Consider the following 24,701-nt stretch of genomic DNA (forward strand, 5'->3'; position numbering starts at 1 on the left):
GATTATAGGGCTGTACGGCGCGTGGCAAAAATCGGTGAAGGCAGCGGCGTTTCAACTTTAGCGCGTGGATTCGCTGTCGTCGCCAGCGGCGATCAGCGTCGCGATCCGCGCGGGGCTGAATGGCGGACGAGGCTGCGACTGGGCGGCATCCCAGTCGAAGAAGGTCTGCGCGGCCGCGCCGCAGATGCGCCCCTGACACGCGCCCATGCCGCAACGCGTGTGCAGCTTCGCGTCGCGCCAGCTGACGTGCGCGCGAACCTCGCCCACCGTGACGTCTTCGCAGCGGCACAGCAGCGTGTCACCGGACGGCAAGGCGCGCGCCCGGTCGGTGAGCGTGAAGGCGTCTTCGACGCGTCGGGCGAAGCGTCGCCAGCGATCACGTTGTGCGTGCAACGAAGCGGCCTCCTGCGTGGCGACACCCGCGGCAGTGAAGCCCGCGATCTGCCCTTCGATACGTGCCAGTTCCATGCCGCCGATTCCCGTGCATTCGCCCGCTGCCAGCACGCCATCGATCGAAGTGCGCTGCGCGTCGTCGACGGCAATCGCGCCCGCGGCATCGAGCACGCAGCCGAGCGACTGCGCGAGCGTCACGTTTGGCACGAGACCGTAACCGCACGCGATGCGATCACATGCCAGCGTCACTTCGTTTGATCCGCGCACGATCACGACGGCTTCGACACGGCCATTGCCTTGCGCTTCCTTCACCACGCTGTTCGTCCAGTAGCGCAGCCCCGCGAAACCGTGCGTGAGCCGCGCGGCCTGCAACAGTTTCGACGGTGTCCGCACAAGCGCCACGCCAAATCGCGCGACCGCGGCGGCCGATGCCTGCTCGATCACCGCGACGACGTGCGCGCCCGCTTCGCGCGCGCTGGCAAGCGCCGCGATCAGGAGCGGCCCGCTGCCCGCGATCACGACCCGCTCGCCACGCACGGGCGTGCCGCCCTTGATCAACGCCTGCAACGCGCCCGCGCCGGTCACGCCGGGTAGCGTCCAGCCCGCGAACGGCAGGAAGCGCTCGCGCGCGCCGGTCGCGAGAATCAGCTGACCGTAACGCAACGTGACGCCGCCTTCGACACCCGATTCGAGCAACAGTCCGCGTTCGGGCAACGGCGCGACGACACGCGTCGAAGGCCAGAGGCTGACGTTGGCGCGACCTTCCAGCGCGGCAAGTGCGTCGCCCAGCAACGCGCCCGGCGCATGCGCCGGGCCCTGCCGCCAGACCTGGCCGCCGGGGCGCGGATTGTCGTCGAGCACGGCGACGCGCGCGCCCTGCCGCGCCGCCGTGCGCGCCGCGTCCAGTCCCGCCGGACCGGCGCCCACGATCACGACGTCGTAGTGCGCGATCATCGCGGCCCCGTCGTTTCGATGATCTGGCCTTCGCGGCAAAGCGTCTGGCAGGCGAGCACGTGCGCGCGGCCATCGATCGTCACGCGGCACTCCTGGCAGACACCCATTCCACACAGCGGCGCGCGCGGCTGCCCGCTCACCGAGGTGCGCGAACAGCGTGTACCCGCAATCGCAAGCGCGGCCGCGACCGTTGCGCCCCCGGCGATCGTGATCGTGTCGCCATTCACCGTGACACGAACCAGCGCGGTCTTTGCTTCACGCATGATGCGTTTCCTCGCTGAAGCGGGCGGGCAGATACGGTTCAACCGGAATCGGCGGCGCATCCTGCGTGATCTGCGCGGCGAGGAGTTTTGCGCTCGCAAGCGAAGTCGTCACGCCGAGACCTTCGTGTCCAAGCGCGAGCCACACGCCGGGCGCCATGTCGCCAGCTGGACCGATCAACGGCAAGCCATCCGGCGACGCCGCGCGAAACCCGGTCCATGCGCGGATGCCGTTCAGCGCCGGCAACGCGGGCAGATAGTGCGCCGCGCGCCGCAGCATCTGCGCGAGGACGGGCATTTCGACGGCCGGATCAGTCGAATCGAACTGGCGCGACGAGCCGATCAAAAGCTGCCCCGTCGGACGCGGCTGCGCGTTGAACGCCACCGACGTGCCGCTCGCGTGATGCGCGCTCTTGATGTAGCCGAGTTCGAGCAGCTGATGTTGAATCACGCCGGGGTACCGGTCGGTGATCAGGAGATGGCCTTTCTTCGGCTGCAACGGCACCGACGGCACGAGGTGGTGCGCCGCGATCCCGTTCGCGACGATCACATGCGCCGCGCTGATCCGCTCGCCGCTGCGTAACGTCACATGCCGGGCCTCGACGTTCGTCGCATCGGTGCTGAGCCGCACGTTGATGTTCGCCGCGGCCGGCGATTGCGTGAGCAACCATTGCGCAGCGGTCGGCGCGTACACGATACTGTCGTGTTCGATGCGCAGGCCGCCTGCCATCGAGGGCGCGAGCGCCGGTTCGCACGCGCGCAGCGCCTGCGCGTCCAGCAGTTGCGCCGCGACGCCCTGCGCCGCGAACGCGTCGTGCATCGCGCGGGCGGCTGCGAGTTCCTCATCGTCGGCGGCAACCCATAGCGTGCCGCAGCGCGCGAACGCGTCGCGTGTGCGAAGCTGCGGCGCAAGCTCCAGCCACAGGTCGCGCGAGTAACGGCTCAGTGCGAATTCCGCCGGCGTGTCGTTCATCACGACAATGTGACCCATGCCGGCCGCCGTCGCACCGCCACCGATGCCGCCCGCGTCGATCACGTCCACGCGCATGCCGCGCGTCGCCAGTTCCGCCGCGCACGCGGCGCCGACGATGCCCGCGCCGACGATCAACACATCCGCCGTCATTGCGTCCGGATGCCCCACGCGAACGGATCGCGTTCGTCGAAGCACAGCTTGCCCTCGGCCATGATGTGCGCGTGACCGGTAATCGTCGGGATGACCGTATCGCTCATATGGCTCGCATCGCCCGCGCGCCAGCTCGCCTCGAACACGCTGCCGATGATGCTTTCCTGGCGCCACACCGCGCCTTCGGCAAGCTTGCCGTCCGCCGCGAGGCACGCCACTTTCGCGCTCGTGCCGGTGCCGCACGGCGAGCGGTCGTAGGCGTTGCCCGGACACAGCACGAAGCTGCGGCTGTCGTTGCCCGGCAGCGCCGGCGGCCCGAACAGTTCGATGTGGTCGATCAACGCGCCGTCGGCGCCGGTGATGTTCTGCGCGATCAGCGCGTCGCGGATCGCCGAGGTATACGTCGTGAGTTCCGCGATGTTGGCCGGCAGCAGCGTGTACCCATGATCCGCGACGAGGAAAAACCAGTTGCCGCCCCAGGCGACGTCGCCCGTCAGCGGGCCGTAGCCGGGTACGTCGACCGTCACGGCACGTCGATGCCGGCGCGCAGGCACGTTGCGCACGGACACGCTGCCGTCGTCGTTGAGCGTCGCGTCGACCACGCCCACCGGCGTTTCGATGCGATGCTGACCGGGCCCGATGCGTCCCATATGCGCAAGCGACACGACGAGCCCGATCGTGCCGTGCCCGCACATGCCGAGATACCCGACGTTGTTGAAGAAGATGACGCCCGCCGCGCTTTCGGGGTCGTCCGGCTCGCACAGCAGCGCGCCGACCACGACGTCCGATCCGCGCGGCTCGGTGACGATGCCCGCGCGCCAGTCGTCGAAGCGCGTGCGCAGCACGTCGAAACGCTCCGCGAGCGTACCGCCGCCCAGCTCCGGGCCACCCGACACGACGAGGCGGGTCGGCTCACCGCCCGTGTGCGAGTCAATCACGTTGAGGGTTTTCATGTCGCCATGGTAGGAACGAAGCCCCCGCCAGTCTTGTCGCGATTCCACGCACACGATGACGATTTCGGCATAGCGCGCGGCGAGGCGCGTTGTTTCGTCACGGGCGCCGCCTTGCGCCAGCGTGCGCCGGGTGGACGCGTGCGCGCCCTGTGCTGAAATCGTCATCCGGTACGCGAGAATCACGCAAGACCCCGATATTTTCGGCGATTAGACTTCGCTCAGATCATCATCATCAACAACCATCTTGCATGGGACCAGAGTAACGCGCTAAAGCGCGAACTCTGGTCGACAGGAGAGCCGCCGTGGCGCATATCTGGGAAGGCGTATTGCCCGCAGTCACCACCAAATTCAACGCGGATTTCAGCATAGACCGCGCGTGGACGAAGAAAAACATCGAGGCGCAGATCGATGCCAGCGTCAACGGCATCATCGTGTGCGGCTCGCTAGGCGAAGCATCGACGCTCTCGCTCGACGAAAAGCTCGAGGTGCTCGACATTGCCGTCGACGCGTCCCGTGGACGCGTGCCGGTGTTGCTGACCATCGCCGAAAACAGCACGCTCGATGGTTGCCGTCAGGCCGAAGCCGGTACGAAGCGCGGGGCGTCGGGTTATATGGTGCTGCCGGGTTTGCGTTATCTGTCGGACCGGCGCGAGACGTTGAACCACTTCCGGATGATCGCGAACGCGAGCGCGTTGCCGCTGATGGTCTACAACAATCCGCTCGCGTACGGCGTCGACATGACGCCCGACATGTTCGCGGAAATCGCCGACGAAAAGAAAATCGTCGCGATCAAGGAATCGAGCGGCGACGTGCGGCGCGTGACGGACCTGATCAACGCGGTGGGCGATCGCTTCGCGATTCTGTGCGGCGTCGATAACCTCGCGATGGAAGCGGTGCTGATGGGCGCGCATGGCTGGGTCGCGGGCCTCGTGTGCGCGTTTCCGCATGAGACGGTCGCGATTTTCAGGTTGATCAAGGCCGGCCGTATCGAGGAAGCGCGCGCCATCTATCGCTGGTTCGCGCCGCTGCTCGCGCTGGATGTGTCGGCGAAACTCGTGCAGAACATCAAGCTCGCCGAGGCGATCGTCGGGCTCGGAACGGAGCCCGTCAGGCCGCCGCGCCTTCCGCTTGCGGGCGACGAACGCAAATCCGTCGAAGCCTTGATCCGCCATTCGATCGAGACGCGCCCGACGCTGCCTGCGCTTTGAGTGTGATCCGCACGCGAGGGTTGAACGTGTGTACACGTTCGCGTGCGCCATGAGGTTTTCAGCGTCTTCGCACGCCCGCGTCATGATTCACGGGCGCTGCGCTCACGCGGCCTTTTGCTGCTCCGCTTCACCGGGGCGCAGATAGAGCAGCCGGTAGCCGCTCTTGTAGACCGGCTGCAGGCGGAAATCGTTTTGCGGATCGATGGCGAGCAGCACGCGCAGGCGGGACACGTGGCTGTCGATCGTGCGCGTGAACTCGCGGAACTCGCGCCCCCACACCATCGCGAAGATGTGATCGCGCGACAGCACGCGGCCGATGTTGGAAAAAAACAGCGACGCCAGTCGGTACTGGGTGCCCGACAGATGAATCGGGTTGCCGTGCAACGTCACCAGCTGGCGACGCGTGTCGAAGTGATACGGGCCGCAGTCGAAACGCGCCGCGCCGTGCCGCTCCGGATACGCGCGGCGCAGCAGCGCGCGAACGCGCGCGCGAAATTCGAAGGGACGCACCGGCAACGTCATATAGTCGTCCGCGCCGTACGACAGGGCGCGCACCATGCTTTCCTCCGAACCATCCGTCGATGCGAACATCACCGGCAGCTGTTCGCCGCCCACCGCGCGCACCGATTTCAGAATGTCGGTACCCGACAGACGCGACCCATGCCAGTCGAGCACCAGCATGTCGACGCTCGAACGCACCATTGCCTTTGAAAGACTCATGCCGTCCTGATACGTCAGGCACGTATGCCCTGCCTCGGTGATGATCTTTTCGATGATCTTGCAGTACACAGGGTCGCGCTGGAGGATAGCAATACGCATGAGAGAACTCTTAACAGGTGGATTCGCCCGCGATTCTGTTGGCGCGCTCTCCCCCGGCCCATAAGAACAGTCCGAATTTCGGCACGCGCTGGCATATACGCGGATACGCGCTGCCAGGTATCACGGTGCACCCACACGGTGCGCCGTCTGCGTTTACGCGTGATGAGCGGTAACGCATCCACACTTCACGGCAGCACGAAACATCGCGGGCCGCGAACGTCTACGATGTTTCGTATGAACTCGCCCCACACCATTTTCACCCCCGCATTCGCGCGCATCGTCGCGACGGTCAGCGTGGGCTTCGTCGTCACACAGCTCGACGTGACCATCGTCAACATCGCGCTCGCGAACCTGGGCGCCGACCTGCACACGAACGTATCGGGCCTGCAATGGATCGTCGATGCATACACGCTCGCCTTCGCGGTGACGATGCTGTCGTTCGGCGTACACGGCGACCGCTTCGGCGCGCGTCGTCTGTACGCGTTCGGCATGGTGCTGTTCGCGCTCGCCTCGCTGGCCTGCGGACTGTCGGTGAACGGCGCGATGCTGGTCGCCGCGCGCACCGCACAGGGCATCGGCGCGGCGGCGATGCTGCCCAATTCGCTTGCGTTGCTCAACACGGCATGCGGACACGATCCCAAACTTCGGGCGCGTGCCATCGGATGGTGGACGGCTGCCGGTGCCATGTCGATCGCGGCCGGCCCGGTGGTCGGTGGCGCGCTGATCGCCGCGTTCGGCTGGCGCAGCATTTTCCTCGTGAACCTGCCGATCTGTGCGGGCGGGCTCCTTGCAACCTTCGCGTGGATTCCGCGCGGCAGCGCTGAATCGAAAACATCGAGCCAGGACGCGCAAAGGCCACGCAGTGTCGATCTGCCGGGGCAACTGCTCGCCATCGTCATGCTGACCGCGCTCACCGGCGCCGTGATCGAATGGCGACCACTAGGTCTCGCCCATCCGCTGGTAGCGGGTGGACTGGCGCTTGCGCTCGTCGCCGGGATTGCGTTCGTGGTGCTCGAAAGCCGTGTTCGCGAGCCGATGCTGCCGCTGTCGCTGTTTCGCAACCGCACGTTCAGCGCCGCCGTGCTGTTCGGCAGCTGCGTGAATCTGACGTACTACGGCATGGTGTTCGTGCTGAGCCTGTATCTGCAGCGCGTTCGCGGCGACACGCCGTTGCAGGCCGGCCTCGCGTTTCTGCCGCTGACAGCCGGCTTTCTCGTCTCGAACGTGGCGAGCGGCTGGGTGGTGAGTCACTGCGGCGTGCGCCTGCCGATGATCGCGGGCGCGTGTGTCGGCGCGGCAGGCTACGGCCTTTTGCATTTTGTCGGCGCGTCGACGCCGCTCATCGCGATACTCGTGCCGTTTCTGCTGATTCCTTCCGGCATGGGACTCGCGGTTCCTGCGATGACCACGGCCATTCTGGCTGCGGTCGAACCGCGGCGCGCGGCGACGGCATCCGCCGTGCTCAACACCGTGCGCCAGGCAAGCGGGGCGATCGGTGTGGCGGCGTTCGGCGCGCTTGCGAGCGGTGCCGGGACCGCGAACATCGTCGATGGATTGCAGACGTCGGCGGCCATCTGCACGGCGCTGCTGCTCGCGGGTGCCGCACTCGGGTGTCTCGTACATCCTGAACCCCACGCGCGCGAACCAGACCGCCTGAATCTCGCGCCCAACGGCGAATCATGATTTCCATGAACCGCTAAAAACACAACACCCACGATGCCTGAGCAGCGTGGGTGTTGTCATCGCACGGGCCATCCGATGTGGCGCGTGACGAAACCTCTCGTCAATCAGGCGTCAAAGCGGGGCTTCCTGGATTTCGCCGGTATCGAGCGCGCGTTCGACAAGCCCTTCTTCCTGCACCTTGCGGATTGCGTTTTGAAGGAGTTCCGCCGGGTCCTCGATTTCCGCCTTGATGGTGCTGAGAAAACCTGATGCGTCGAGTATGACCAGCGTCTTCGCCGAACCGGCGTCGCTGATGATCACGCGATGCGGCGTCGGTCCTTCACCGAGGCTCGCGCAAAGCTGAAACACCTTGCCGCCCACGGTCTGGTTGAAACTTTGAATCATCATCTGCTCCCTGCATGGAGATGCCAGAAACCATCCTCGCACAGCCGGCGAATTCCCGCTGGCGCCCGCCCGCCGCATCCCTCAAAGGACCGGCACAACCGGACCGGCAACTTACAGACCCAGCCCGCGACGCGGCGCACGCGCGCCGTCGATGCTGATACGGCCGGCGCCCGTCACGAACAGCAGCAGGAAACCGCCGGCAATCCCGATGTTCTTCCAGAAATGAATGACCATGTCGTGCTGGAGCGCGGCATCGGTGATGTTCCAGAAGTCGTGGCCCATGATCGCGGTGGCGACGGTATACAGCGCCATGACGATGCCAAGCGGACGGATCTTGAAACCGAGCACGAGAAAGAGGCCACCGAGCGTTTCGACGGCAACCGCAATCGGCGCCGCGATCGGCACGAACGGCACGCCCTTCGACTGCAGGTATCCGACGAAGCCTGCGTAACCGGTCAGCTTCATGACGCCCGACCACAGAAACAGCACAGCGAGGGCGATGCGTGCGATGAGGATTACGCCGGAATCGACGGAACGCGTCATGAGAGGGCTCCTGTGGGAAATAGACAGAAGACCGGGCGAAAGTGCGACAGTTCCCGGACGTTGACCGTCAGAATATGTGTATTGGCGCGGTTTTCCAAGCGAAAAGACGTGCGCCGACGCTGCGTCCCGGCCGCGAAGCCGTTCGCGGTGCATTTCACCTGGGGACTTCCTTCGGGGCGTCTGGTGCGAGGAGTACGCCCTTCTTGAAGACGAAGCAGCCATAGCCGCGCGCTTCGCCCGTCACGATCACGCAATACGCGTTGCGCGCGCGTTCGTAGAACGCAAACCGGTCGAGCGAGGCAAGCGGAACTTCGCGGCCTTCGGCGGCGTTGATTTCGGCCTGCACTTCGCGCTGCACGACAGGAATCGTGTCCGGTTCGCCGACCACTTCCATGCGCAGCGCGGGATCGTCGACGAATGTATCGAGCGGCATCACGGAAAGCACCGCGCGAACCGCGCGCGCCGAGTCGACACCATCGAGACGCAGCAACGTGCCGCGCACCGTTGCGCGGGCAACCGAGTCGGACGGAAAATTCGCATCGCAGATGACCAACTCGTCGCCGTGCCCCATCGCGCGCAGCGCATGCAGAATGTCAGCGTTTAGCAGCGGGTCCAGATTCTTCAGCACATCGTCTCCTTCGGTTCGGTTAGCGCGACGGCCGCCTTCGCATGCGGCGCGGTCGGGAGCCGCATACGAAGGCGGCCCGTCCCGCATGGTAACGACACCCGGCGGATCGTGCTCGCGCGCACATACTGGACATGCGGCCGTCGCGCGTTCGTGCGGGTCCGGGTTTTGGGCCCGCACGAACGGCTGACACAGGCACGTGCCGCGCACAGGAATCCGCGAATCAGACCGCAAGACCCGGAGTGTGCCGCGCGGTCCGGTTGCGTAAGCTGTCGCCATGACATCGCTGAATGAAACCGGACCGGACATGGACCAGACAACACTCTTCGAACCAGAACGCGAACCGGCATCCCCCAACGCGGGATGTACACGACGTGACTCTCCGGAGCCGGCCGGCTCGATTGCACAGCGCGTCGCGGCCATCGACTGGCCGTGCATCGAAGACAACCTCGACCGGTACGGTTGCGCCACCGTGCCGCAACTGCTCACCGCCGCTGAATGCGAGGCGCTGACGGCCGGCTACACACGGGGCGACCTCTATCGCAGCCGCGTCGTGATGGCGCGCCACGGGTTTGGGCGTGGCGAGTATCAGTACTTCACGTATCCGTTGCCGGATGTCATCGGCAGCTTGCGGGCCACGCTTTATCCGCATCTCGTGCCGGTCGCCAATCGCTGGAACGCGCTCATGCATCTCGATCCGCGCTATCCGGCTGCGCACGACGCATTCCTGCACCGCTGTCACGCGGCGGGCCAGGTGCGCCCCACGCCGCTGATCCTCCAGTACACCACCGGCGACTACAACTGCCTGCATCAGGATCTGTACGGCGAACACGTGTTTCCGATCCAGGTGGCGATCCTGCTGTCGGTGCCGGCGCGCGACTTCACCGGCGGTGAATTCGTGCTGACCGAGCAGCGGCCGCGCATGCAGTCGCGCGTCGAAGTCGTGCCGCTCTCGCAGGGTGACGCCGTGATCTTCGCGGTCAACGAGCGCCCAGTGCAGGGCACGCGCGGCGCGTATCGCGTGAAGCTGCGGCATGGCGTCAGCCGTCTGCGCTCAGGGCGTCGGCACACGCTGGGCGTGATCTTTCACGACGCACAGTAAGACGCGACGCCCGCGTCGCTTCGACATCGATCCAAAACCGCTCCCGCCAGCAACGGCGCGGGCTGACGGCCTGTTTCCCGGCTACGGGGCCCATCTGGCCTGAGGTTGTAATATTCGCGCCGATTTTAGTGGCATCGTGTCAGGCAGCCTGCATGGCTGGCTCGGACTGGTCGCTCTGCTCTCCAGTAACATTTTCGGCACCTGGTTGCGCCCCTTTTTCGGGCTCGAAGGGGTTCGAATCCGCCAGATCGGCTGTCGACAGTTACAAACCTGGTGTGATTTGTAACAGTAGATCGTGAGTTATGCGTTACAGATCATCACAAACGGGACCGCCAGATGGCACCGTATCTTTTACCGAATTGAAAGGTTTTTTTTACGGGCCTTTTTCAGTCGCGTTTTGACCCCGCCCTGCATCTCCCTCTCATCCGCTTTCCTCAGTACTTTCCCGAATGCCCATTTCATAAGGCTTTCCGGTGAATCAGACTTTTAATCCGACGAATTAAACACGCTACAGAGTCTGTGTTTCAGGCAGATGAAAAAGTTACCGGAAATGCCGTCTGTTTTTTGAGATATTTTTTGAGAAAGGGATTGATTTTCAGGAAATGTCTTCATACAATTCGCTGCAAGGTGTTACGAGATGTAACACCTTGTATCAAAGTTTTGATGACGCCGGAAATCTTCAGTGTCCGGGGTGGGTACAAAACATAACGGCAAAAAATGCCGAAAAAATGTAATTCGGGGCTTCGGGAAACGCAAAATGGACCGCAGCAGCGAGACGCTGGATTCAATCCGCGAGATTAACTTGTCTTACATCATGCTTGCGCAACGCATGCTGCGCGAGGACAAGCCCGTCGGCATGTTCCGGTTGGGACTGTCGTCGCAACTGGCTGATTTGCTGTCGGGGCTGTCGCTCGCGCAGATCGTCAAGCTGGCCGCTTCCGACCAGCTTTTATGTTTTTTCCGCTTCAACGACCACGCCATGTTGTCGGCGTTGACGCAAACGACGAAGCATGCGGAAGTCGCGCCGACTCACGCGGCTATCCTGCTTGCGGGCCAACCCGCTGAGCAGTTCGCATAAAGGTGACAGCGATGTTGAAGCGAAGTCTGACGGAAGACGCGCAGGAAGTATTTCGCGCCATCGCGCTGATCGAACTCGGCGCACGCATGCAGGTGCTCGAAAGCGAACTGACGCTCTCGCGCGACCGCATGATCCGCCTGTATCGCGAGGTCAAGGGCGTGTCGCCGCCGAAGGGCATGCTGCCGTTCTCGGCCGACTGGTACATGACGTGGCTCGCCAATATTCATGCATCGCTCTTCTATAACACCTACCTGTTTCTGAAGAACGAAGCGCGCTGCTCGCATCTCGAAGCGCTCACCAAAGGTTATCGGCTGTATCTGGAACATTGCCGGCACAGCGATTCCGAACCGGTTCTGGATTTGACGCGCGCATGGACGCTCGTGCGTTTCTTCGACGCGGACATCCTGCAACTCACGCCGTGCTGCCGTTGCACGGGCAAGTTCGTGGCGCATCGTCACGATCTGCAGCACAACGTGGTGTGTGGCGCATGCCAGCCGCCTTCGCGCGCGGGAAAGACAAAGAAAGCCGCCGCTGCGGCAAAGCTGGAAATGGCGCAGATCGCTGAAGCTGCCTGAGTTCAGCGTGTGAAGTGAAGTGCCTTTAAAAGCCGGTGCCCACGCGCCGGCTTTTGTTTTTGTGCGCCATGTTTTCCATGCAAAGTTTGGCCGACCTCGGCGCCGCGTGATCTACGTTAGTTAGTCAGGCAATCCAGCCAACGGTCTGCACCACGAGCCAGAGGTTCGCCGCGCTGATCACGCCAAACAGCAGCCACGCCAGCAGACGCGTGGACAACCGGTTCGTGAAGTCGCCCATCAACGCACGATCGTTCGTCATGCGGATCAGCGGCCAGAGCGCGAACGGCAATTGCAGGCTCAGCACCACCTGGCTCGCGACGAGCAGTTTGCCCACCGCGCCGCTCCCCATCATCTGCACGCCGATCAGGGCTGGAACCAGCGCCAGCACACGCGTGATGAAACGGCGCTGCCAGCACGGAATCTTCAGGTTCAGAAATCCTTCCATGATGACCTGCCCGGCCACGGTGCCGGTGAAGGTCGAGCTTTGCCCGGACGCGAGCAACGTCACCGCGAACAGCACCGCCGCGAGCCCGCTGCCGACCACCGGTGCGAGTAGCTTGTACGCATCCTCGATTTCGGTGACCTGGTTGTGACCGGTTGCATGGAACGCGGCTGCGGCGAGAATCAGGATCGCCGCGTTGATGAGGAGCGCGAGCACGAGCGACACGATCGTATCGAGGCGCGACAAACCGATCGCCGAAGCGATGCTGCGCCGGTCGCGCCTGACGACGCGCGTCTGCACGATCGACGAATGCAGATACAGGTTATGCGGCATCACGGTCGCGCCGAGAATGCCGATCGCGAGATACAGCGGTTCGCGCTCGCCGAGCGCGTGCCACGACGGCACCAGCCCGCGCGCCACCGAAGGCCAGTGCGGCTGCACCAGCACGAGTTCGATGATGTAACCGACGCCGATGGTCGCGATCAGTCCGAGGATGATCGCTTCGAGCGAACGGAAGTTCTTGCCCTGCAGGCCGAGCACGATCAGCGTATCGAACGCGGTAAGAATCACGCCGGTCGTCAGCGAACATCCGAGCAGCAGATGAAATGCGAGCGCACCGCCCAGCACTTCAGCCAGATCGCACGCGACAATCGACAGTTCCGCCAGCAGCCATTGCACGCGCGCGACGTTCGGCGAATACCGCGCACGCGAAAGCCGCGCGAGGTCCTGCCCGGTCACGATGCCAAGACGCATGCTCAGACATTGCAACGCCATGGCCGCGAGACTCGACAGCATCACGACAAACAGCAGGTTGTAGCCGTAGCGCGAGCCGGCTTCGATATCGGTCGCCCAGTTGCCCGGGTCCATGTAGCCGATCGAAATCAGCAGGCCCGGCCCCGCGAACTGCAGGATTTTTTTCCAGAACGGTGCGCCCTGCGGCACCTCGACCGATCCCTTGACCTCGGATGGACAGAACGGCGCGGTAGCGGTGGTGGGTAATCGGTATGACAAGCGGGTCGTCTCTCGAGGTGAATGAACGCCTGCCAGCAGGCGTTGCGGGGCGACCTCAAGTGTACAAAGAAACGTCCGGCAGTGTCCCGCCCGGTGCAAACGCGTACACGCCGAAGCGGCGAAGCCCAGGTCGAACGCATTCAAAAAAAACGGGCGAAAATCCGGAGGATTTCGCCCGTTGCGCTGCTACACAATCAATTTTTACTGCGACGATGCCAGGCTGGAACCGCTTTGCGCCGGGTTCTTCGCAACCGGCTGCGGCGTGGCTTTGTTCGAGCCGACATCCGTTTTCGCGTCCGCCTTCACGTCACCCCAGCCGCCGCCCAGCGCGCGGATCAGGTTGACGGTCGAAACGGCCTGCGTGCCGGCCAGATGGCTCGACTGCAGTTGCGACTGCAACACCTGGCGCTCGCTGTCGATCACGTCGAGATAGCTGATCTGGCCTTCCTGATACTGCGTGTGCGACAGATGCGACGCGCGCTGCGATGCGCTTACCGCATCGTTCTGTTCGCGCATCTGGTCGTCGAGCAGACGCAGGTCGGCCAGGTTGTCTTCCACTTCACGGAACGCGACCAGAACCTGCTGGCGATACTGCGCGACGTCCTCGTCGTACTTCGCACGCGCCTGGTCGAGCCCGGCCTGACGACGGCCGCCGTCGAAGAGCGGCAACGTCAGCGCCGTACCGGCGAACGGCCCGAGCAGGAACGCACGGCTCGACCACATGAACAGGTCGCCGAGCGTCGCCGATTCAAAGCCGAACGCCCCCGTGATGTCGAGCTTCGGGAAGAACGCCGACTTCGCGAGCCCCACCCGTGCGTTAGCCGCGGCCATCGCGCGTTCTGCCGCGGCAATGTCCGGCCTGCGTTCGAGCAACGCGGAAGGCAATCCCGCCGGCACACGCGCGGTGACGAGCGCAAGCGGCGTTTCCGGGAACGAGAAATCGGCGGGCGGCTTGCCAAGCAGAATCGCGAGACTATGTTCAGACGCCGCGCGTTGACGTGCGACCCCCACCGCATCGGCGCGTGCGCTCGACAACTCGTTCTTTGCCCGCGAAACGTCAAGCTCGCTGATATCGCCTTCCTTGAAGCGCTGCTGGACGAGTTTCAGCGTGTCTTCACGCAGCACGACCGTCTGGCGATACAGGTCCTGATCGGTGTCGAGTTCGCGCAGCTGGAAGTAGTTCTGCGCGACGTCAGCCTGTAACGCAAGCTGCACCGACAGGAACAGCGCTTCGCTTTGCTGTGCATCCGCACGCGCGGCGTTGACGTTCGAGCTGACCCGGCCGAACAGATCGGCCTCGTACGCGACCGTGCCCTGCGCACGCCACACCGTTTGCGTCGGCACGTTCGCGTTCTGCGGCAGGCCTTGCGACACCGGCGAAAGGCGTTCGCGCGTCGGGCTGAAACCTGCGTCGACCTGCGGGAACCACGCGGCACGCGCGGACTGCTGCAACGCACGCGATTGCTGCACGCGCGCCGCGGCCGCTTTCAGATCCTGATTCGCATCCGCGGCCTGCTTCTCCAGATCGTTGAGCGTCGCGTCGCCGAAAATCGTCCACCATTCGCCGCGATGCGCGTCGTCGGCCGGTTGCGCGGGCATCCACGTGCCCGCGTCCTTTGCGTCGATCACAGGTGCTTCCTTGAACGCAGCAGGCATCGGCACATCTGGACGCTTGTACGTCGGCTCGACCGAGCAGGCGACGAGCAGCATCATCAACAGGCTGCTCGCTGCCGCGCGGCCCCACCCGCGCATGGATTCAAACCGTTTCATTGTTTTCTCCCTCAAGCGTCCGTCGCCGGCACGCCACCCTTGAAGCGCGGCGCGTCTTTCTGCGCGACGTGAATCGTGCCCCCGGCCAGCGTGCGCAGCACCACGTAGAACACCGGCGTCAACATCAGGCCGAACAGCGTGACACCCAGCATGCCGAAGAACACGGCGATACCCATTGCATGACGCATTTCCGAACCTGCGCCCGACGACAGCACGAGCGGCACCACACCCATGATGAAAGCGATCGACGTCATCAGGATCGGGCGCAGGCGCATCCGGCTCGCCTCGATTGCGGCGGCCAGCGGCGTGCGTCCATCGTGTTCCAGCTCGCGCGCGAACTCGACGATCAGGATCGCGTTCTTCGACGCGAGCCCGACGAGCACCATCAACCCGATCTGCGTGAAGATGTTGTTGTCGCCATTCGTGAGCCACACACCGGTCAGCGCGGACAGCATGCTCATCGGCACGATCAGGATCACCGCGAGCGGCAGCGTCAGGCTTTCATACAGCGCGGCGAGCACGAGGAACACGAGCAGCACGCTGATCGGGAACACCCACATCCCGGCGTTGCCAGCCAGAATCTGCTGATACGTGAGATCGGTCCATTCGAGCTTGATGCCATGCGGCAACGTCTCCGCCGCGATGCGCTCAGCCGCGGCCTGCGCTTCACCCGATGAGTAGCCAGGCGCCGGACCACCGTTGATATCCGCGGCGGTGTAGCCGTTGTAGCGCACGACCATCTCAGGGCCAAACGTCGGCGTGACTGTCACGAGCGACGACAGCGGCACCATGTCGCCATTGCGGTTACGCGTCTTCAGCTGCAGGATGTCGTCGGCACGCTGACGGAACGGCGCGTCGGCCTGGACCCGCACCTGATACACACGGCCAAAGCGGTTGAAGTCGTTCACGTATAGCGAGCCGAGATAGATCTGCATCGTGTCGAACACGTCCGTCACCGGCACACCCAGCTGCTTCGCCTTGACGCGATCCAGATCGACGTTCAGCTGCGGCACGTTGATCTGATAGCTCGAGAACGTCGGGCCCAGTTCGGGCGCCGTCGCCGCACGCTTCACAAACGCTTCGGTTGCCTTGTTCAACTCTGCGTAGCCGAGCGCGCCGTGATCCTCCAGCTGCATCTTGAAGCCGCCCAGCGTGCCGAGCCCCAGCACTGGCGGCGGCGGAAACACGGCGACGAACGAATCCTTGATCGCGCTGTATTTGCCATTCAGCGCACCCGCGATCGCACCCGCCGAAAGCGACTTGTTGCCGCGATCGTGGAACGGCTTGAGCGTGACGAACACAATGCCCGCGCTCGAACTGTTCGTGAAGCCATTCACCGAAAGACCCGGGAACGCCACCGCGCTCTCGACGCCCGGCTGCTTCAGCGCGATGTCGCTCATTTCGCGAATCACCTTTTCCGTGCGGTCGAGCGATGCACCGTTAGGCAATTGTGCAAACGCGATCAGGTATTCCTTGTCCTGCGCCGGAACGAAGCCGCCTGGCACGACACGCGCGACCAGCAACGTTGCGCCCAGCAGCACCGCATACACGACGAGCATCGCGCCCTTGCGGCCCAGCACGCCCTTTACACCACGGCCATAGCCTTCCGAACCGCGATGGAACACCTTGTTAAAGCCGCGGAAGAACGGTCCAAGCACACGGTTCATGACACGCGTCAGCCAGTCTTCCTTTTCACCGTGGCCACGCAGCAACATCGCGGCGAGCGCCGGCGAGAGCGTCAGCGAGTTGAATGCCGAGATCACCGTCGAGATCGCGATGGTCATCGCGAACTGCTTGTAGAACTGGCCCGTCAAACCGGTCATGAAAGCGAGCGGCACGAACACGGCGACGAGCGTCAGCGCGATGGCGATAATCGGCCCGCTCACTTCCTGCATCGCCTTGTACGTCGCGTCGCGGGCACTCAACCCGCTTTCGATGTTCCGCTCGACGTTTTCGACGACCACGATCGCGTCGTCCACCACGATGCCGATTGCGAGCACCATGCCGAACAATGACAGCGCGTTGATCGAAAAGCCGAACGCCAGCAGCAGCGAGAACGTCCCGATAATCGACACCGGCACCGCGATCAGCGGAATGATCGACGCGCGCCACGTTTGCAGGAACACGATCACGACGATCACGACAAGCGCGATGGCTTCGAGCAGCGTGTGAATGACCGCCTCGATACTCGAACGCACGAACTGCGTCGGGTCATAGACGATCTTGTAGTCCACGCCCGCCGGCATGTCCGCTTTCAGTTCCTTCATCTGCTTGCGGACTTCATCGGAAATCGCGAGCGAATTCGCGCCCGGTGCCTGGTTGATCGCGAGCGCAACCGCCGGCTTGTTATCCAGCAGCGCACGCAAACCATATTCCGAAGCAGCGAGTTCGATCCGGCCCAGATCGCGCAGATACGTCACGCCGCCATCAGGGGTGGTCTTGACGACGATGTCGCCGAATTCGCCTTCGGTCGAAAGACGTCCACGTGCATTGATCGACAGTTGCAGCGCCGTGCCCGGCACCGAGGGCGACCCGCCGATCGTGCCCGCGGCCACCTGGATGTTCTGCTCGCGGATCGCGTTGACGACCTCGGTCGCGGTCAACCCGCGTTGCGCCACTTTCGTCGGGTCGAGCCAGACGCGCATCGCGTAGTCGCCCGCGCCCCACAGCTGCACCTGCCCGACGCCCTGGATCCGTTCGAGCCGGTCCTTCACGTTCAGCAGCGCGTAGTTGCGCAGGTACGTCATGTCGTACCGGTTGTTCGGCGAGATCAGGTGGACGACCATCGTCAGCGTCGGCGAACTCTTGATCGTCGTAACGCCCAGGCGTTGTACGTCTTCCGGCAGGCGCGGCAGCGCCTGGTTGACGCGGTTCTGCACGAGCTGCGTCGCGAGGTCCGGGTTCGTGCCGAGCTTGAACGTGACCGTCAGCGTGAGATTGCCGTCGCTATTTGCCTGCGACTGCATGTAAAGCATGTTCTCGACACCGTTGATCTGCTCTTCGAGCGGCGAAGCCACGGCTGCCGCGATCACCTTCGGGTTCGCGCCCGGATACTGCGCATGCACCACGACGGAAGGCGGCACGACTTCCGGATATTCGGAAATCGGCAGCTGGAAGAGCGCAATCACGCCTGCCAGCAGGATCAGGACCGATAGCACACCCGCGAAGATGGGCCGGTCGATGAAGAATCTGGATATGTTCATTGAGGGCTCTTGATATTGGAGAGCTTGCGCGAAATGAAAGCGAATGCGCAGATCGCGTTCAGGTCTTCGCTCATGAGTTTTTCGCGGTCGTGGCACGGGCCGGCGTTTTCGTCTGTGCGAGCGGTGCGCCGTTCGGGTCGGTGTCGCCCGTCATCGGCACCATGTGCGCGCGGACTTCCGCACCCGGACGCACGCGTTGCGTACCGTTTACGACAATGCGATCGCCGCTCTTGAGGCCACTCGTGACGACCCGCAGATTGCCCTGCTGTCCGCCCAGCTGCACCTCGCGATACACAACGTGGTTGTCCTTGTCGACCACGAACACGAACTGCTTGTCCTGGTCCGTCCCCACGGCCGCGTCGTCGATCAGCAACGCAGGATGCGGCGCGCTGCCGCCCACCTTGATGCGCGCGTAAAGGCCGGGCACGAGCGTGCCATCGCTGTTGTCGAAACGCGCGCGAACGCGGATCGTGCCCGACGACGTATCAAGGCGGTTGTCCACTGAATCGATCGAACCCGAGCGCGAATAGCCGCTTTCGTCGGCAAGGCCGAGATCGACCGGCACCTTGCGGCCGTCCTTGACGTGGCTGATGTATTTCAGATACGTCTGCTCGTCGGCGTCGAACGATGCGTAGATCGGCGAAACGGAGACCAGCGTCGTCAGCGGCGCCGCGCCGGCACCGGCCGAGACGACGTTGCCCACCGTGATTTCCGCGCGCGAAACACGGCCCGCCACCGGCGCGACGATGTTCGTATAGCCGAGATTGATCTTCGCGGTTTCAAGTGCGGCGGCCGCGGCCTTCAGGTTCGCGCTCGCTTCACGCGCCGCGTTCTGCTTCTCGTCGTAATCGCGTTTGGCGATGGCGTTGTCGGCGAGCAGGCGTTGCGCGCGCTCCCAGTCGCTTTGGGTGTAGCCCGTGCGCGCCTGCGCCGCGGCGAGCTGTGCCTCTGCGCGATCGACTTCAGCGGCATACGGACGCGGATCGATCACAAAGAGCGTATCGCCCTTCTTCACCAGCGCGCCGTCCTTGAAGTTCACCGAGACGATCGTGCCCGACACCTGGGGGCGGATTTCGACCTTTTCGACTGCTTCGAGCCGGCCGGAATAGGTCTGCCAGTCGGTAATGGTCTTTTCGATGACCGTTGCGACGTCGACCTCGGGCACGATGGTCGGCGCGGCCTGAGCAGGCGCGCGCGCATCGACGCGAATCGCGCCGAGCGTGCCCAGACCTGCAACAACGAGAACTGAAACGACAGCAATCGTTAGACGTGGACGAGAAAGATTGAAAATGGACATGACAGACTCCCGGATTCGTTGATGAAGTTGTGGTTATCTTTGGGTGCGCGCGGCGAAACGGCATTGCAGAAACCGGACTGCTTCCTGCAACGCAGCCGGATGTTCCGCGAGCGCCGCGTGCGAAACACTGGGGTAGCGGGCGACCTGCGTCAGCACGCCCGCATCGATCAGGCTGCTGGCGTATTTCTCCGCCTCGACGTGCAGCACGTCGTTTTGCGCGGTGACGATCAGCGTCTCCGGCAAGCCGGCAAGACGCGACGACTCGAGCGGCGCGGCATACGGATGCACCCGCTGCGACGCCTGCGGCAGGTACGCGCGATAACACGCCGCGCACTCGCTCGCCGTGATGTCGGAACGCAAACGCTTTTCGTCGCCCAGCCGCGTCAGGCTTGGATCGAGCATCGGCGCAAAGAGCACCTGGGCGTCGATGCGCACGTCGCCGCGGTCGCGCGCAATGAACGCAAGACAGTTCGCAAGCTGGCCGCCTGCATCGTGTCCCGCCACGCCCAGCCGTTTCGTGTTGCCGCCAAACGCGCGCGCCCGCGTCTGCACCCAGAGCGCGGCGCGATGTGCGTCTTCAGGCGCTGCGGGAAACGGGAATTGCGGCGCAAGCGAATAGCCGACCGACACGACAAGCGCTGGTAAGTGTTCTGCGAAATAACGCGCGGGGGCGTCCGCGCAATCGATCGAACCCTTGACGAAACCGCCGCCGTGAAAATAAAGCAGTACAGGCAGTGCGGTTTTACCCGGCCGTCGATAAAGGCGCAGCGTGATGTCCTGCGCGTACCCTTCGATCTCCACGTCGGTGACGGCCAGTGCGGGCGCAACGTCCGCCGCGAGGCCTTCGACGGCGACAAAAGGGTAAGACGGCTTGAAAGCATCCATGTCGAAGCGGCGCAATGCGCGAAGTTTCCGAATGGAGCGAATTGTGGGTTCTGCAAACTCACAGATAAATGCCTATAATCCGGCAACACAATTCGGTGCCCCTGAACAATCGGATCGCTCATTCGCGATTCGGGTGACAGTCCAGTTGCACCCGCCCCTATCCGGAGGTCAGCCATGGACCGTCTCCAGGCCATGCAGGTGTTCACACGGGTCGTCGATACCAACAGCTTCACGCGTGCCGCGGAAACGCTCGACATGCCGCGCGCGTCGGTCACGACCATCATCCAGAATCTCGAAGCGCTGCTTGGCGTGCGCCTGATGCACCGTACGACACGGCGCCTCTCGTTGACGCCGGATGGTGCCGCTTACTACGAGCGCTGCGTTCGTATCCTTGCCGACGTCGAGGAAACGGAATCCAGTTTCCAGCGCGGCAACAAGAAGCCGACCGGCAAACTGCGCATCGACATGCCGGGCTCGATTGGCCGGCTGATCGTGATTCCCGCGCTGTGTGAATTCCACACGCGCTACCCGGACATCGATCTGCAACTTGGATTGACTGACCGTCCGGTCGACCTGCTGCAGGAAGGCGTCGACTGCGTGGTGCGCGTGGGCGCGCTGCAGGATTCGTCGCTGGTCGCGCGGCGCATCGGGCTCTTCGAGCATGTGTCGTGTGCTTCGCCGGACTATCTGGCGAACTTCGGCACGCCCCGTTCAATCGAGGATCTCGAGAACCACAAGGCCGTGAATTACTTTTCGAGCCGCACCGGCCGCGTGATCGACTGGTCGTTCAAGGTCGACGAAAAGGAAATCGAGGTGAAGATGAAAAGCATCGTGTCGGTCAACGACGCAGATGCTTACGTGACGTGCGGTCTCGAAGGTTTTGGGCTGATCCAGCCGGCGTTCTACATGGTGCTGCCGCATCTGCAATCAGGCCAGCTCGTGGAAGTGCTGCCCGACCTGCGGCCGTTGCCGATGCCGATTTCGGCGGTGTATCCGCATAGCCGTCACCTGTCGGCAAAGGTGCGCGTATTCGTCGACTGGATTGCGGAAGTATTCGATCGTTGTCCGCTCTTGAGCGGTCGCGGCAGTCTCGACAAGACCTGCTCGATGCGCACGTTCGAGCAGCGCGAATCGGCGCCCGCACTTGAAACGCCGGTCACGCCGGAGTGGGTCGCCTGACCCATGTCTAAAGGACGATCGCGGCCCCGCGCCGCGATTGTTCTGAAATCCCGACAATTCATTTCGCCGAATCCGGGTTTATCCGGAGTGCCACAAAGCCTACATTTCACCCTGTCGCAGCGCTGACTGACAGCGCGGCAAACAGAATCGACAGGAGTGAATCATGAAGCGCAATCTCTTTGCAGGTCTCGCACTTTCGTTGCTCGTCAGCGCACCGGCTTTTGCAGGCGGCGGCATTGGTCACGCTGGTTCGTATAACGATCAATGGTGGAATCATTCGAGCACGACGACGCGCGCCGAAGTGAAGGCTGGCATCACCGACGCGTATCGCGACGGCACGTTGCCGGCGCTGAACAAGACGAGCTATCCGGAACAAGGCCTGATCGGCCGCACCCAGGCTGAGCGCCTTGCCGTTCAGGCGGGTGACGGCGGTGTCACGCGCGTCGCGCGCGCCGGTCAGTAACACGGTTGGTACTTCGCGGCGCCTCGGGTGCGAAGCTTGCGCGGTGGCGCCGCCCTATTTTCAAGGAGTTGATCATGAACAACGCCAATCCTTCTGAACTCGACCACTGGAATTCGGACGCCCCTGTATGGGTGCCCTTTCGTCAAGTTCAGCATTGAAGTCTTTATCGGACTTCTGCTTGCCTCTGTGGCGCTTGGGGCTTTAGGGTTTTTCGTTTTCCTCGCTTTGATGTACTAAGGTCTGCAGGCATTCAAAACGTTGTCGCCACGGGAAACCCTTCGTTGAAAAAGGCGTTGGGCTTCCGTGTGTGGCGGCGCTGCGAGAACCAGCGTGATCGAGGCCACGGTGAAGCTGGCTACCGGATGGTTTAACGCTCGCATGTTTCCACGCTTCAAGAGATCCCCACCGGCCCTCCGACGCAGGCGGGTCGGATCAGGCGAGTGACGAACTGGATGTGATCGCCCCGGTAGTACAACTTCTCATAATCCACCGGACGACCTTCAGCCGAATATGAGTTACGTTCGATAAAAAATATTGGGCTGCCAGGCTCGATGTTGAGAACCCCGGCAACTTTGCTGTCAGCGGATATTGCCTCAAGGCGATATTCAGCCTCCGAGAGCGGCGTCTGGTATTTGAGTTCAAGCAGCGTGAAGATCGGCTCGGTCTCAAGGTTATCGGCTATCACCTTTTCGCCGAGGTCGCGTGGCAGATACGTCTCGTCATAGCAAAGGGCGATGTCGTCAGCAAGTCGAACGCGCCGGATGTACATCACTGATGTACCAGTCTCCACCTGCAACTTTGTTGCCACGGTCTCGTCCGCAGGCACGATCTGATAGCCTAGCAGGCGCGCCGTCGGCCGTCGGCCGAGTGCATGCATGTCCTCCACGAAACCCGTCAAACCTGCCAGGGACGTTGCTATTTTCGGTTGAGCGACGAAGGTGCCCTTCCCGCGACGAATCTCGACCATTCCGCGTCGCGCCAGATTCTGGATGGTCGTACGCACTGTGGTGCGACTCACTTCGAATTCGCTCACCAGTTGATCTTCAGCGGGCAGTTGATCTCCCGGATTCAGCTCGCCAGCATTGATTCGCTGGGAAAGGATCTCTTCAAGCTGCGCATAGAGCGGCAGCGCGGATTCGGCGTTTGGTTTCACGGTGGGACCCTGACGTTATGACGTCATTATATCGATAGACCTGGTCCGTCGCTGTCTGCGCACCGCAACCATCACGCTCCGCCGGCCATGCGATCCGTGCGCACCGCGCAAAGAACCGATCGTCACCCACTTGTCACCCCCTCGCCTGATCACCCGTTGGCACGCTCATCACAACGCCACGAACACAACGCAAGGTCAATTCGACATTGACATAACGACATCATGATGTCATGATGTATTACATCAACTACCGCATTCTGGTGCGAAAACGCTCCTCTCGCTGCGACCCGCCGTAGCGACTGCAGTCGCTATCTGAATGACGGGCACGACAAAAACAGTATTCAGGTCGATCGAACAGGAAAAAAAATGCACGTCGGATTCACCCTCTGGCTTTTCTTCGTAGCATTAGGCGCCAGCGCCCTGGGCGGTATGCTGGGCATGGCGAGTGGCCTCTTTATCGTGCCCGCGCTGACGGTGTTCGGTCATATGGATATCCACACCGCGATTGGTGCAAGCATCGTGTCCGTCATCGCCTGCTCTTGCGGCGGTGCAGCCCATTTTCTTCGGGAGCGCCTGACCAACGTCAGACTGGCTGTTCTTCTGGAGACTGGAACAACCCTCGGGGCACTATCAGGAGTTCTGGTAGCGGGTGTGATCCCGGTCGGCGCACTTTACTTTCTCTTTACCGGCATTCTCCTACTCTCCGCGTGGCAGATGTTCATGCGGCGCGTCGACCCTTCAATCGCGGCCGGCCCGGGCCCGCGTGGACGTCTCGCTACTACACTCAACCTGAACGCCAGCTACCCTGATTCCGCATCTGGACGCGATATCGCCTATGAAGTCCAGCGAGTCCCAGCGGGCCTGTCACTGATGTATGTTGCCGGGCTTGTCTCCGCACTCCTTGGAATCGGTAGCGGTGTACTCAAGATTCCGGCGATGGATACCGCGTTGCGACTGCCGATCAAGGTATCCACGGCAACGTCTAACTTCATGATCGGAGTCACTGCGGCCGCGAGCGCCTGCGCGTATTTCCTTCGCGGCGAAATCGTGACTTCCATCGCGGGGCCGGTCGCCCTGGGGTCCGTAGTCGGCGCAATCCTCGGCGCCCGTATCCTGATGAAAGTGTCCAGCGAGAAGCTCCGGCTTCTGTTCGTCACGGTCCTCGTAGCAGTCGCAATGCAGATGCTGTTGCAGGGGTTCGGACTCAATCCCTTTGGAGGTACAGCCTGATGAACACCACAACGATCAGATCATCCACGCTTGAACGATTACTTGCCGCATTCCTCGAATACGGAACGTGGGTAGGCTCTACCGTCGTGGCAGTGGGAATTGTGCTTGCTGTGTGTGTCCCCCTGGGTTTCACAGGGCTGGCCGGATCACATGCGAGCATGACCACGGTTTCGACCGGCGTCGCCATCTTCATTCTTCTTCCGATCCTTCGTCTTGCGCTCATGCTCGGTGTCTATCTGCATCAGCGGGACTACCGGTTCAGCTTTATCGTGGCGCTGGTCCTTCTGATCGTCGGCATGGGCTGCTTTGCCGGTGTCCGACTGGGCCCACTTGCCGGATGAATCCACCGTGCAGAAGAACAACCTGCC

The 24,701-nt window shown here is 63.0% G+C and carries 23 protein-coding genes and 1 pseudogene; 10 read left to right on the top strand and 14 right to left on the bottom strand.

The window, feature by feature from the left end; genetic code table 11:
• Positions 1 to 57: 57 nt before the first annotated feature.
• From BLV45_RS15270 to BLV45_RS15285, 4 genes are read right to left on the bottom strand one after another with little or no spacing between them, the layout of a single operon-like run.
• Positions 58 to 1,347 (bottom strand): FAD-dependent oxidoreductase, encoded by a 1,290-nt coding sequence (locus BLV45_RS15270; RefSeq protein WP_090534439.1) that lies wholly within the window; start codon positions 1,345 to 1,347, stop codon positions 58 to 60.
• Complete coding sequence (locus tag BLV45_RS15275) at positions 1,344 to 1,610, bottom strand: 2Fe-2S iron-sulfur cluster-binding protein (protein ID WP_090534441.1); 267 nt, start codon at positions 1,608 to 1,610, stop codon at positions 1,344 to 1,346. Before BLV45_RS15275 ends, BLV45_RS15270 begins: the two co-directional genes overlap by 4 nt.
• A complete protein-coding gene (locus BLV45_RS15280; RefSeq protein WP_090534443.1) occupies positions 1,603 to 2,730 on the bottom strand; it encodes an NAD(P)/FAD-dependent oxidoreductase in 1,128 nt (375 codons plus the stop codon). The genes BLV45_RS15275 and BLV45_RS15280 overlap by 8 nt, the downstream gene beginning before the upstream one ends.
• On the bottom strand, positions 2,727 to 3,683 hold the full coding sequence (locus BLV45_RS15285) for a 4-hydroxyproline epimerase (RefSeq protein ID WP_090534699.1): 957 nt from the start codon (positions 3,681 to 3,683) through the stop codon (positions 2,727 to 2,729). Before BLV45_RS15285 ends, BLV45_RS15280 begins: the two co-directional genes overlap by 4 nt.
• A gap of 302 nt (positions 3,684 to 3,985) precedes the next feature.
• Here BLV45_RS15285 and BLV45_RS15290 point away from each other — a divergent pair, with 302 nt between their 5' ends.
• On the top strand, positions 3,986 to 4,891 hold the full coding sequence (locus tag BLV45_RS15290) for a dihydrodipicolinate synthase family protein (RefSeq protein ID WP_090534445.1): 906 nt from the start codon (positions 3,986 to 3,988) through the stop codon (positions 4,889 to 4,891).
• Positions 4,892 to 4,993: 102 nt separating this feature from the next.
• On the opposite strand, the gene BLV45_RS15295 is transcribed toward BLV45_RS15290, so the two are convergent.
• Complete coding sequence (locus tag BLV45_RS15295) at positions 4,994 to 5,710, bottom strand: response regulator transcription factor (protein WP_090534447.1); 717 nt, start codon at positions 5,708 to 5,710, stop codon at positions 4,994 to 4,996.
• Between the two features lie 225 nt (positions 5,711 to 5,935).
• On the opposite strand from BLV45_RS15295, the gene BLV45_RS15300 reads away from it, so the two are divergent.
• Positions 5,936 to 7,393 carry an MFS transporter gene (locus BLV45_RS15300; RefSeq protein ID WP_090534449.1) on the top strand — a complete coding sequence of 486 codons (1,458 nt, stop codon included), beginning with the start codon at positions 5,936 to 5,938 and terminating at the stop codon, positions 7,391 to 7,393.
• 111 nt (positions 7,394 to 7,504) lie between these two features.
• On the opposite strand, the gene BLV45_RS15305 is transcribed toward BLV45_RS15300, so the two are convergent.
• From BLV45_RS15305 to BLV45_RS15315, 3 genes are all read right to left on the bottom strand, one after another.
• A complete protein-coding gene (locus BLV45_RS15305) occupies positions 7,505 to 7,777 on the bottom strand; it encodes a hypothetical protein (protein ID WP_090534701.1) in 273 nt (90 codons plus the stop codon).
• Positions 7,778 to 7,888: 111 nt separating this feature from the next.
• On the bottom strand, positions 7,889 to 8,320 hold the full coding sequence (locus BLV45_RS15310) for a DoxX family protein (protein WP_090534452.1): 432 nt from the start codon (positions 8,318 to 8,320) through the stop codon (positions 7,889 to 7,891).
• A 154-nt stretch (positions 8,321 to 8,474) separates the two neighbouring features.
• Entirely contained in the window at positions 8,475 to 8,948 is a 474-nt protein-coding gene (locus BLV45_RS15315; protein ID WP_090534454.1) for an RbsD/FucU family protein, read from the bottom strand.
• Between the two features lie 274 nt (positions 8,949 to 9,222).
• Between BLV45_RS15315 and BLV45_RS15320 the strand changes: the two genes are divergently transcribed.
• From BLV45_RS15320 to flhC, 4 genes and pseudogenes are all read left to right on the top strand, one after another.
• Positions 9,223 to 10,047, top strand: coding sequence for a 2OG-Fe(II) oxygenase (locus BLV45_RS15320; RefSeq protein ID WP_245753291.1), 825 nt, complete (start codon positions 9,223 to 9,225; stop codon positions 10,045 to 10,047).
• Positions 10,048 to 10,114: 67 nt separating this feature from the next.
• Positions 10,115 to 10,333 (top strand): annotated as a pseudogene (locus BLV45_RS27910) (YeeE/YedE thiosulfate transporter family protein); the annotation flags it as partial.
• A 471-nt stretch (positions 10,334 to 10,804) separates the two neighbouring features.
• A complete protein-coding gene (gene flhD, locus BLV45_RS15330) occupies positions 10,805 to 11,125 on the top strand; it encodes a flagellar transcriptional regulator FlhD (RefSeq protein ID WP_090534456.1) in 321 nt (106 codons plus the stop codon).
• Between the two features lie 11 nt (positions 11,126 to 11,136).
• Positions 11,137 to 11,700 carry a flagellar transcriptional regulator FlhC gene (gene flhC, locus BLV45_RS15335; RefSeq protein ID WP_090534458.1) on the top strand — a complete coding sequence of 188 codons (564 nt, stop codon included), beginning with the start codon at positions 11,137 to 11,139 and terminating at the stop codon, positions 11,698 to 11,700.
• 124 nt (positions 11,701 to 11,824) lie between these two features.
• Here the strand turns inward: flhC and BLV45_RS15340 are convergent, their stop codons facing one another.
• The 5 genes from BLV45_RS15340 to BLV45_RS15360 all read right to left on the bottom strand — a co-directional run bounded on the left by BLV45_RS15340 (position 11,825) and on the right by BLV45_RS15360 (position 20,308).
• Positions 11,825 to 13,153 (bottom strand): Nramp family divalent metal transporter, encoded by a 1,329-nt coding sequence (locus BLV45_RS15340; RefSeq protein ID WP_090534460.1) that lies wholly within the window; start codon positions 13,151 to 13,153, stop codon positions 11,825 to 11,827.
• A 201-nt stretch (positions 13,154 to 13,354) separates the two neighbouring features.
• Positions 13,355 to 14,923, bottom strand: coding sequence for an efflux transporter outer membrane subunit (locus BLV45_RS15345; RefSeq protein WP_090534462.1), 1,569 nt, complete (start codon positions 14,921 to 14,923; stop codon positions 13,355 to 13,357).
• Positions 14,924 to 14,934: 11 nt separating this feature from the next.
• Complete coding sequence (locus BLV45_RS15350) at positions 14,935 to 18,126, bottom strand: efflux RND transporter permease subunit (RefSeq protein ID WP_090534464.1); 3,192 nt, start codon at positions 18,124 to 18,126, stop codon at positions 14,935 to 14,937.
• Positions 18,127 to 18,196: 70 nt separating this feature from the next.
• Positions 18,197 to 19,423, bottom strand: coding sequence for an efflux RND transporter periplasmic adaptor subunit (locus BLV45_RS15355; protein WP_090534466.1), 1,227 nt, complete (start codon positions 19,421 to 19,423; stop codon positions 18,197 to 18,199).
• Between the two features lie 33 nt (positions 19,424 to 19,456).
• Positions 19,457 to 20,308 (bottom strand): alpha/beta hydrolase, encoded by an 852-nt coding sequence (locus BLV45_RS15360; RefSeq protein WP_090534468.1) that lies wholly within the window; start codon positions 20,306 to 20,308, stop codon positions 19,457 to 19,459.
• A 174-nt stretch (positions 20,309 to 20,482) separates the two neighbouring features.
• Between BLV45_RS15360 and BLV45_RS15365 the strand changes: the two genes are divergently transcribed.
• On the top strand, positions 20,483 to 21,487 hold the full coding sequence (locus BLV45_RS15365) for a LysR family transcriptional regulator (RefSeq protein WP_090534473.1): 1,005 nt from the start codon (positions 20,483 to 20,485) through the stop codon (positions 21,485 to 21,487).
• 163 nt (positions 21,488 to 21,650) lie between these two features.
• Positions 21,651 to 21,950 carry a DUF4148 domain-containing protein gene (locus tag BLV45_RS15370; RefSeq protein ID WP_090534475.1) on the top strand — a complete coding sequence of 100 codons (300 nt, stop codon included), beginning with the start codon at positions 21,651 to 21,653 and terminating at the stop codon, positions 21,948 to 21,950.
• Positions 21,951 to 22,341: 391 nt separating this feature from the next.
• Here the strand turns inward: BLV45_RS15370 and BLV45_RS15375 are convergent, their stop codons facing one another.
• Positions 22,342 to 23,103 (bottom strand): GntR family transcriptional regulator, encoded by a 762-nt coding sequence (locus tag BLV45_RS15375; protein WP_090534477.1) that lies wholly within the window; start codon positions 23,101 to 23,103, stop codon positions 22,342 to 22,344.
• Positions 23,104 to 23,469: 366 nt separating this feature from the next.
• On the opposite strand from BLV45_RS15375, the gene BLV45_RS15380 reads away from it, so the two are divergent.
• Both BLV45_RS15380 and BLV45_RS27115 read left to right on the top strand, forming a co-directional pair.
• Entirely contained in the window at positions 23,470 to 24,333 is an 864-nt protein-coding gene (locus BLV45_RS15380) for a sulfite exporter TauE/SafE family protein (RefSeq protein WP_090534480.1), read from the top strand.
• A complete protein-coding gene (locus BLV45_RS27115; RefSeq protein WP_143130433.1) occupies positions 24,333 to 24,674 on the top strand; it encodes a DUF1634 domain-containing protein in 342 nt (113 codons plus the stop codon). The genes BLV45_RS15380 and BLV45_RS27115 overlap by 1 nt, the downstream gene beginning before the upstream one ends.
• Positions 24,675 to 24,701: the final 27 nt, after the last annotated feature.

Source organism: Paraburkholderia sartisoli, from assembly GCF_900107685.1.
Taxonomy (GTDB): Bacteria; Pseudomonadota; Gammaproteobacteria; order Burkholderiales; family Burkholderiaceae; genus Paraburkholderia; species Paraburkholderia sartisoli.

Coding starts and splice junctions, on each gene's coding strand:
- BLV45_RS15270 (WP_090534439.1), bottom strand. CDS start 1,347: ATGATCGCGCACTACGACGTCGTGATCGTGGGCGCCGGTCCGGCGGGA.
- BLV45_RS15275 (WP_090534441.1), bottom strand. CDS start 1,610: ATGCGTGAAGCAAAGACCGCGCTGGTTCGTGTCACGGTGAATGGCGAC.
- BLV45_RS15280 (WP_090534443.1), bottom strand. CDS start 2,730: ATGACGGCGGATGTGTTGATCGTCGGCGCGGGCATCGTCGGCGCCGCG.
- BLV45_RS15285 (WP_090534699.1), bottom strand. CDS start 3,683: ATGAAAACCCTCAACGTGATTGACTCGCACACGGGCGGTGAGCCGACC.
- BLV45_RS15295 (WP_090534447.1), bottom strand. CDS start 5,710: ATGCGTATTGCTATCCTCCAGCGCGACCCTGTGTACTGCAAGATCATC.
- BLV45_RS15300 (WP_090534449.1), top strand. CDS start 5,936: ATGTTTCGTATGAACTCGCCCCACACCATTTTCACCCCCGCATTCGCG.
- BLV45_RS15305 (WP_090534701.1), bottom strand. CDS start 7,777: ATGATTCAAAGTTTCAACCAGACCGTGGGCGGCAAGGTGTTTCAGCTT.
- BLV45_RS15310 (WP_090534452.1), bottom strand. CDS start 8,320: ATGACGCGTTCCGTCGATTCCGGCGTAATCCTCATCGCACGCATCGCC.
- BLV45_RS15320 (WP_245753291.1), top strand. CDS start 9,223: ATGACATCGCTGAATGAAACCGGACCGGACATGGACCAGACAACACTC.
- flhD (WP_090534456.1), top strand. CDS start 10,805: ATGGACCGCAGCAGCGAGACGCTGGATTCAATCCGCGAGATTAACTTG.
- flhC (WP_090534458.1), top strand. CDS start 11,137: ATGTTGAAGCGAAGTCTGACGGAAGACGCGCAGGAAGTATTTCGCGCC.
- BLV45_RS15345 (WP_090534462.1), bottom strand. CDS start 14,923: ATGAAACGGTTTGAATCCATGCGCGGGTGGGGCCGCGCGGCAGCGAGC.
- BLV45_RS15350 (WP_090534464.1), bottom strand. CDS start 18,126: ATGAACATATCCAGATTCTTCATCGACCGGCCCATCTTCGCGGGTGTG.
- BLV45_RS15355 (WP_090534466.1), bottom strand. CDS start 19,423: ATGTCCATTTTCAATCTTTCTCGTCCACGTCTAACGATTGCTGTCGTT.
- BLV45_RS15360 (WP_090534468.1), bottom strand. CDS start 20,308: ATGGATGCTTTCAAGCCGTCTTACCCTTTTGTCGCCGTCGAAGGCCTC.
- BLV45_RS15365 (WP_090534473.1), top strand. CDS start 20,483: ATGGACCGTCTCCAGGCCATGCAGGTGTTCACACGGGTCGTCGATACC.
- BLV45_RS15370 (WP_090534475.1), top strand. CDS start 21,651: ATGAAGCGCAATCTCTTTGCAGGTCTCGCACTTTCGTTGCTCGTCAGC.
- BLV45_RS15380 (WP_090534480.1), top strand. CDS start 23,470: ATGCACGTCGGATTCACCCTCTGGCTTTTCTTCGTAGCATTAGGCGCC.
- BLV45_RS27115 (WP_143130433.1), top strand. CDS start 24,333: ATGAACACCACAACGATCAGATCATCCACGCTTGAACGATTACTTGCC.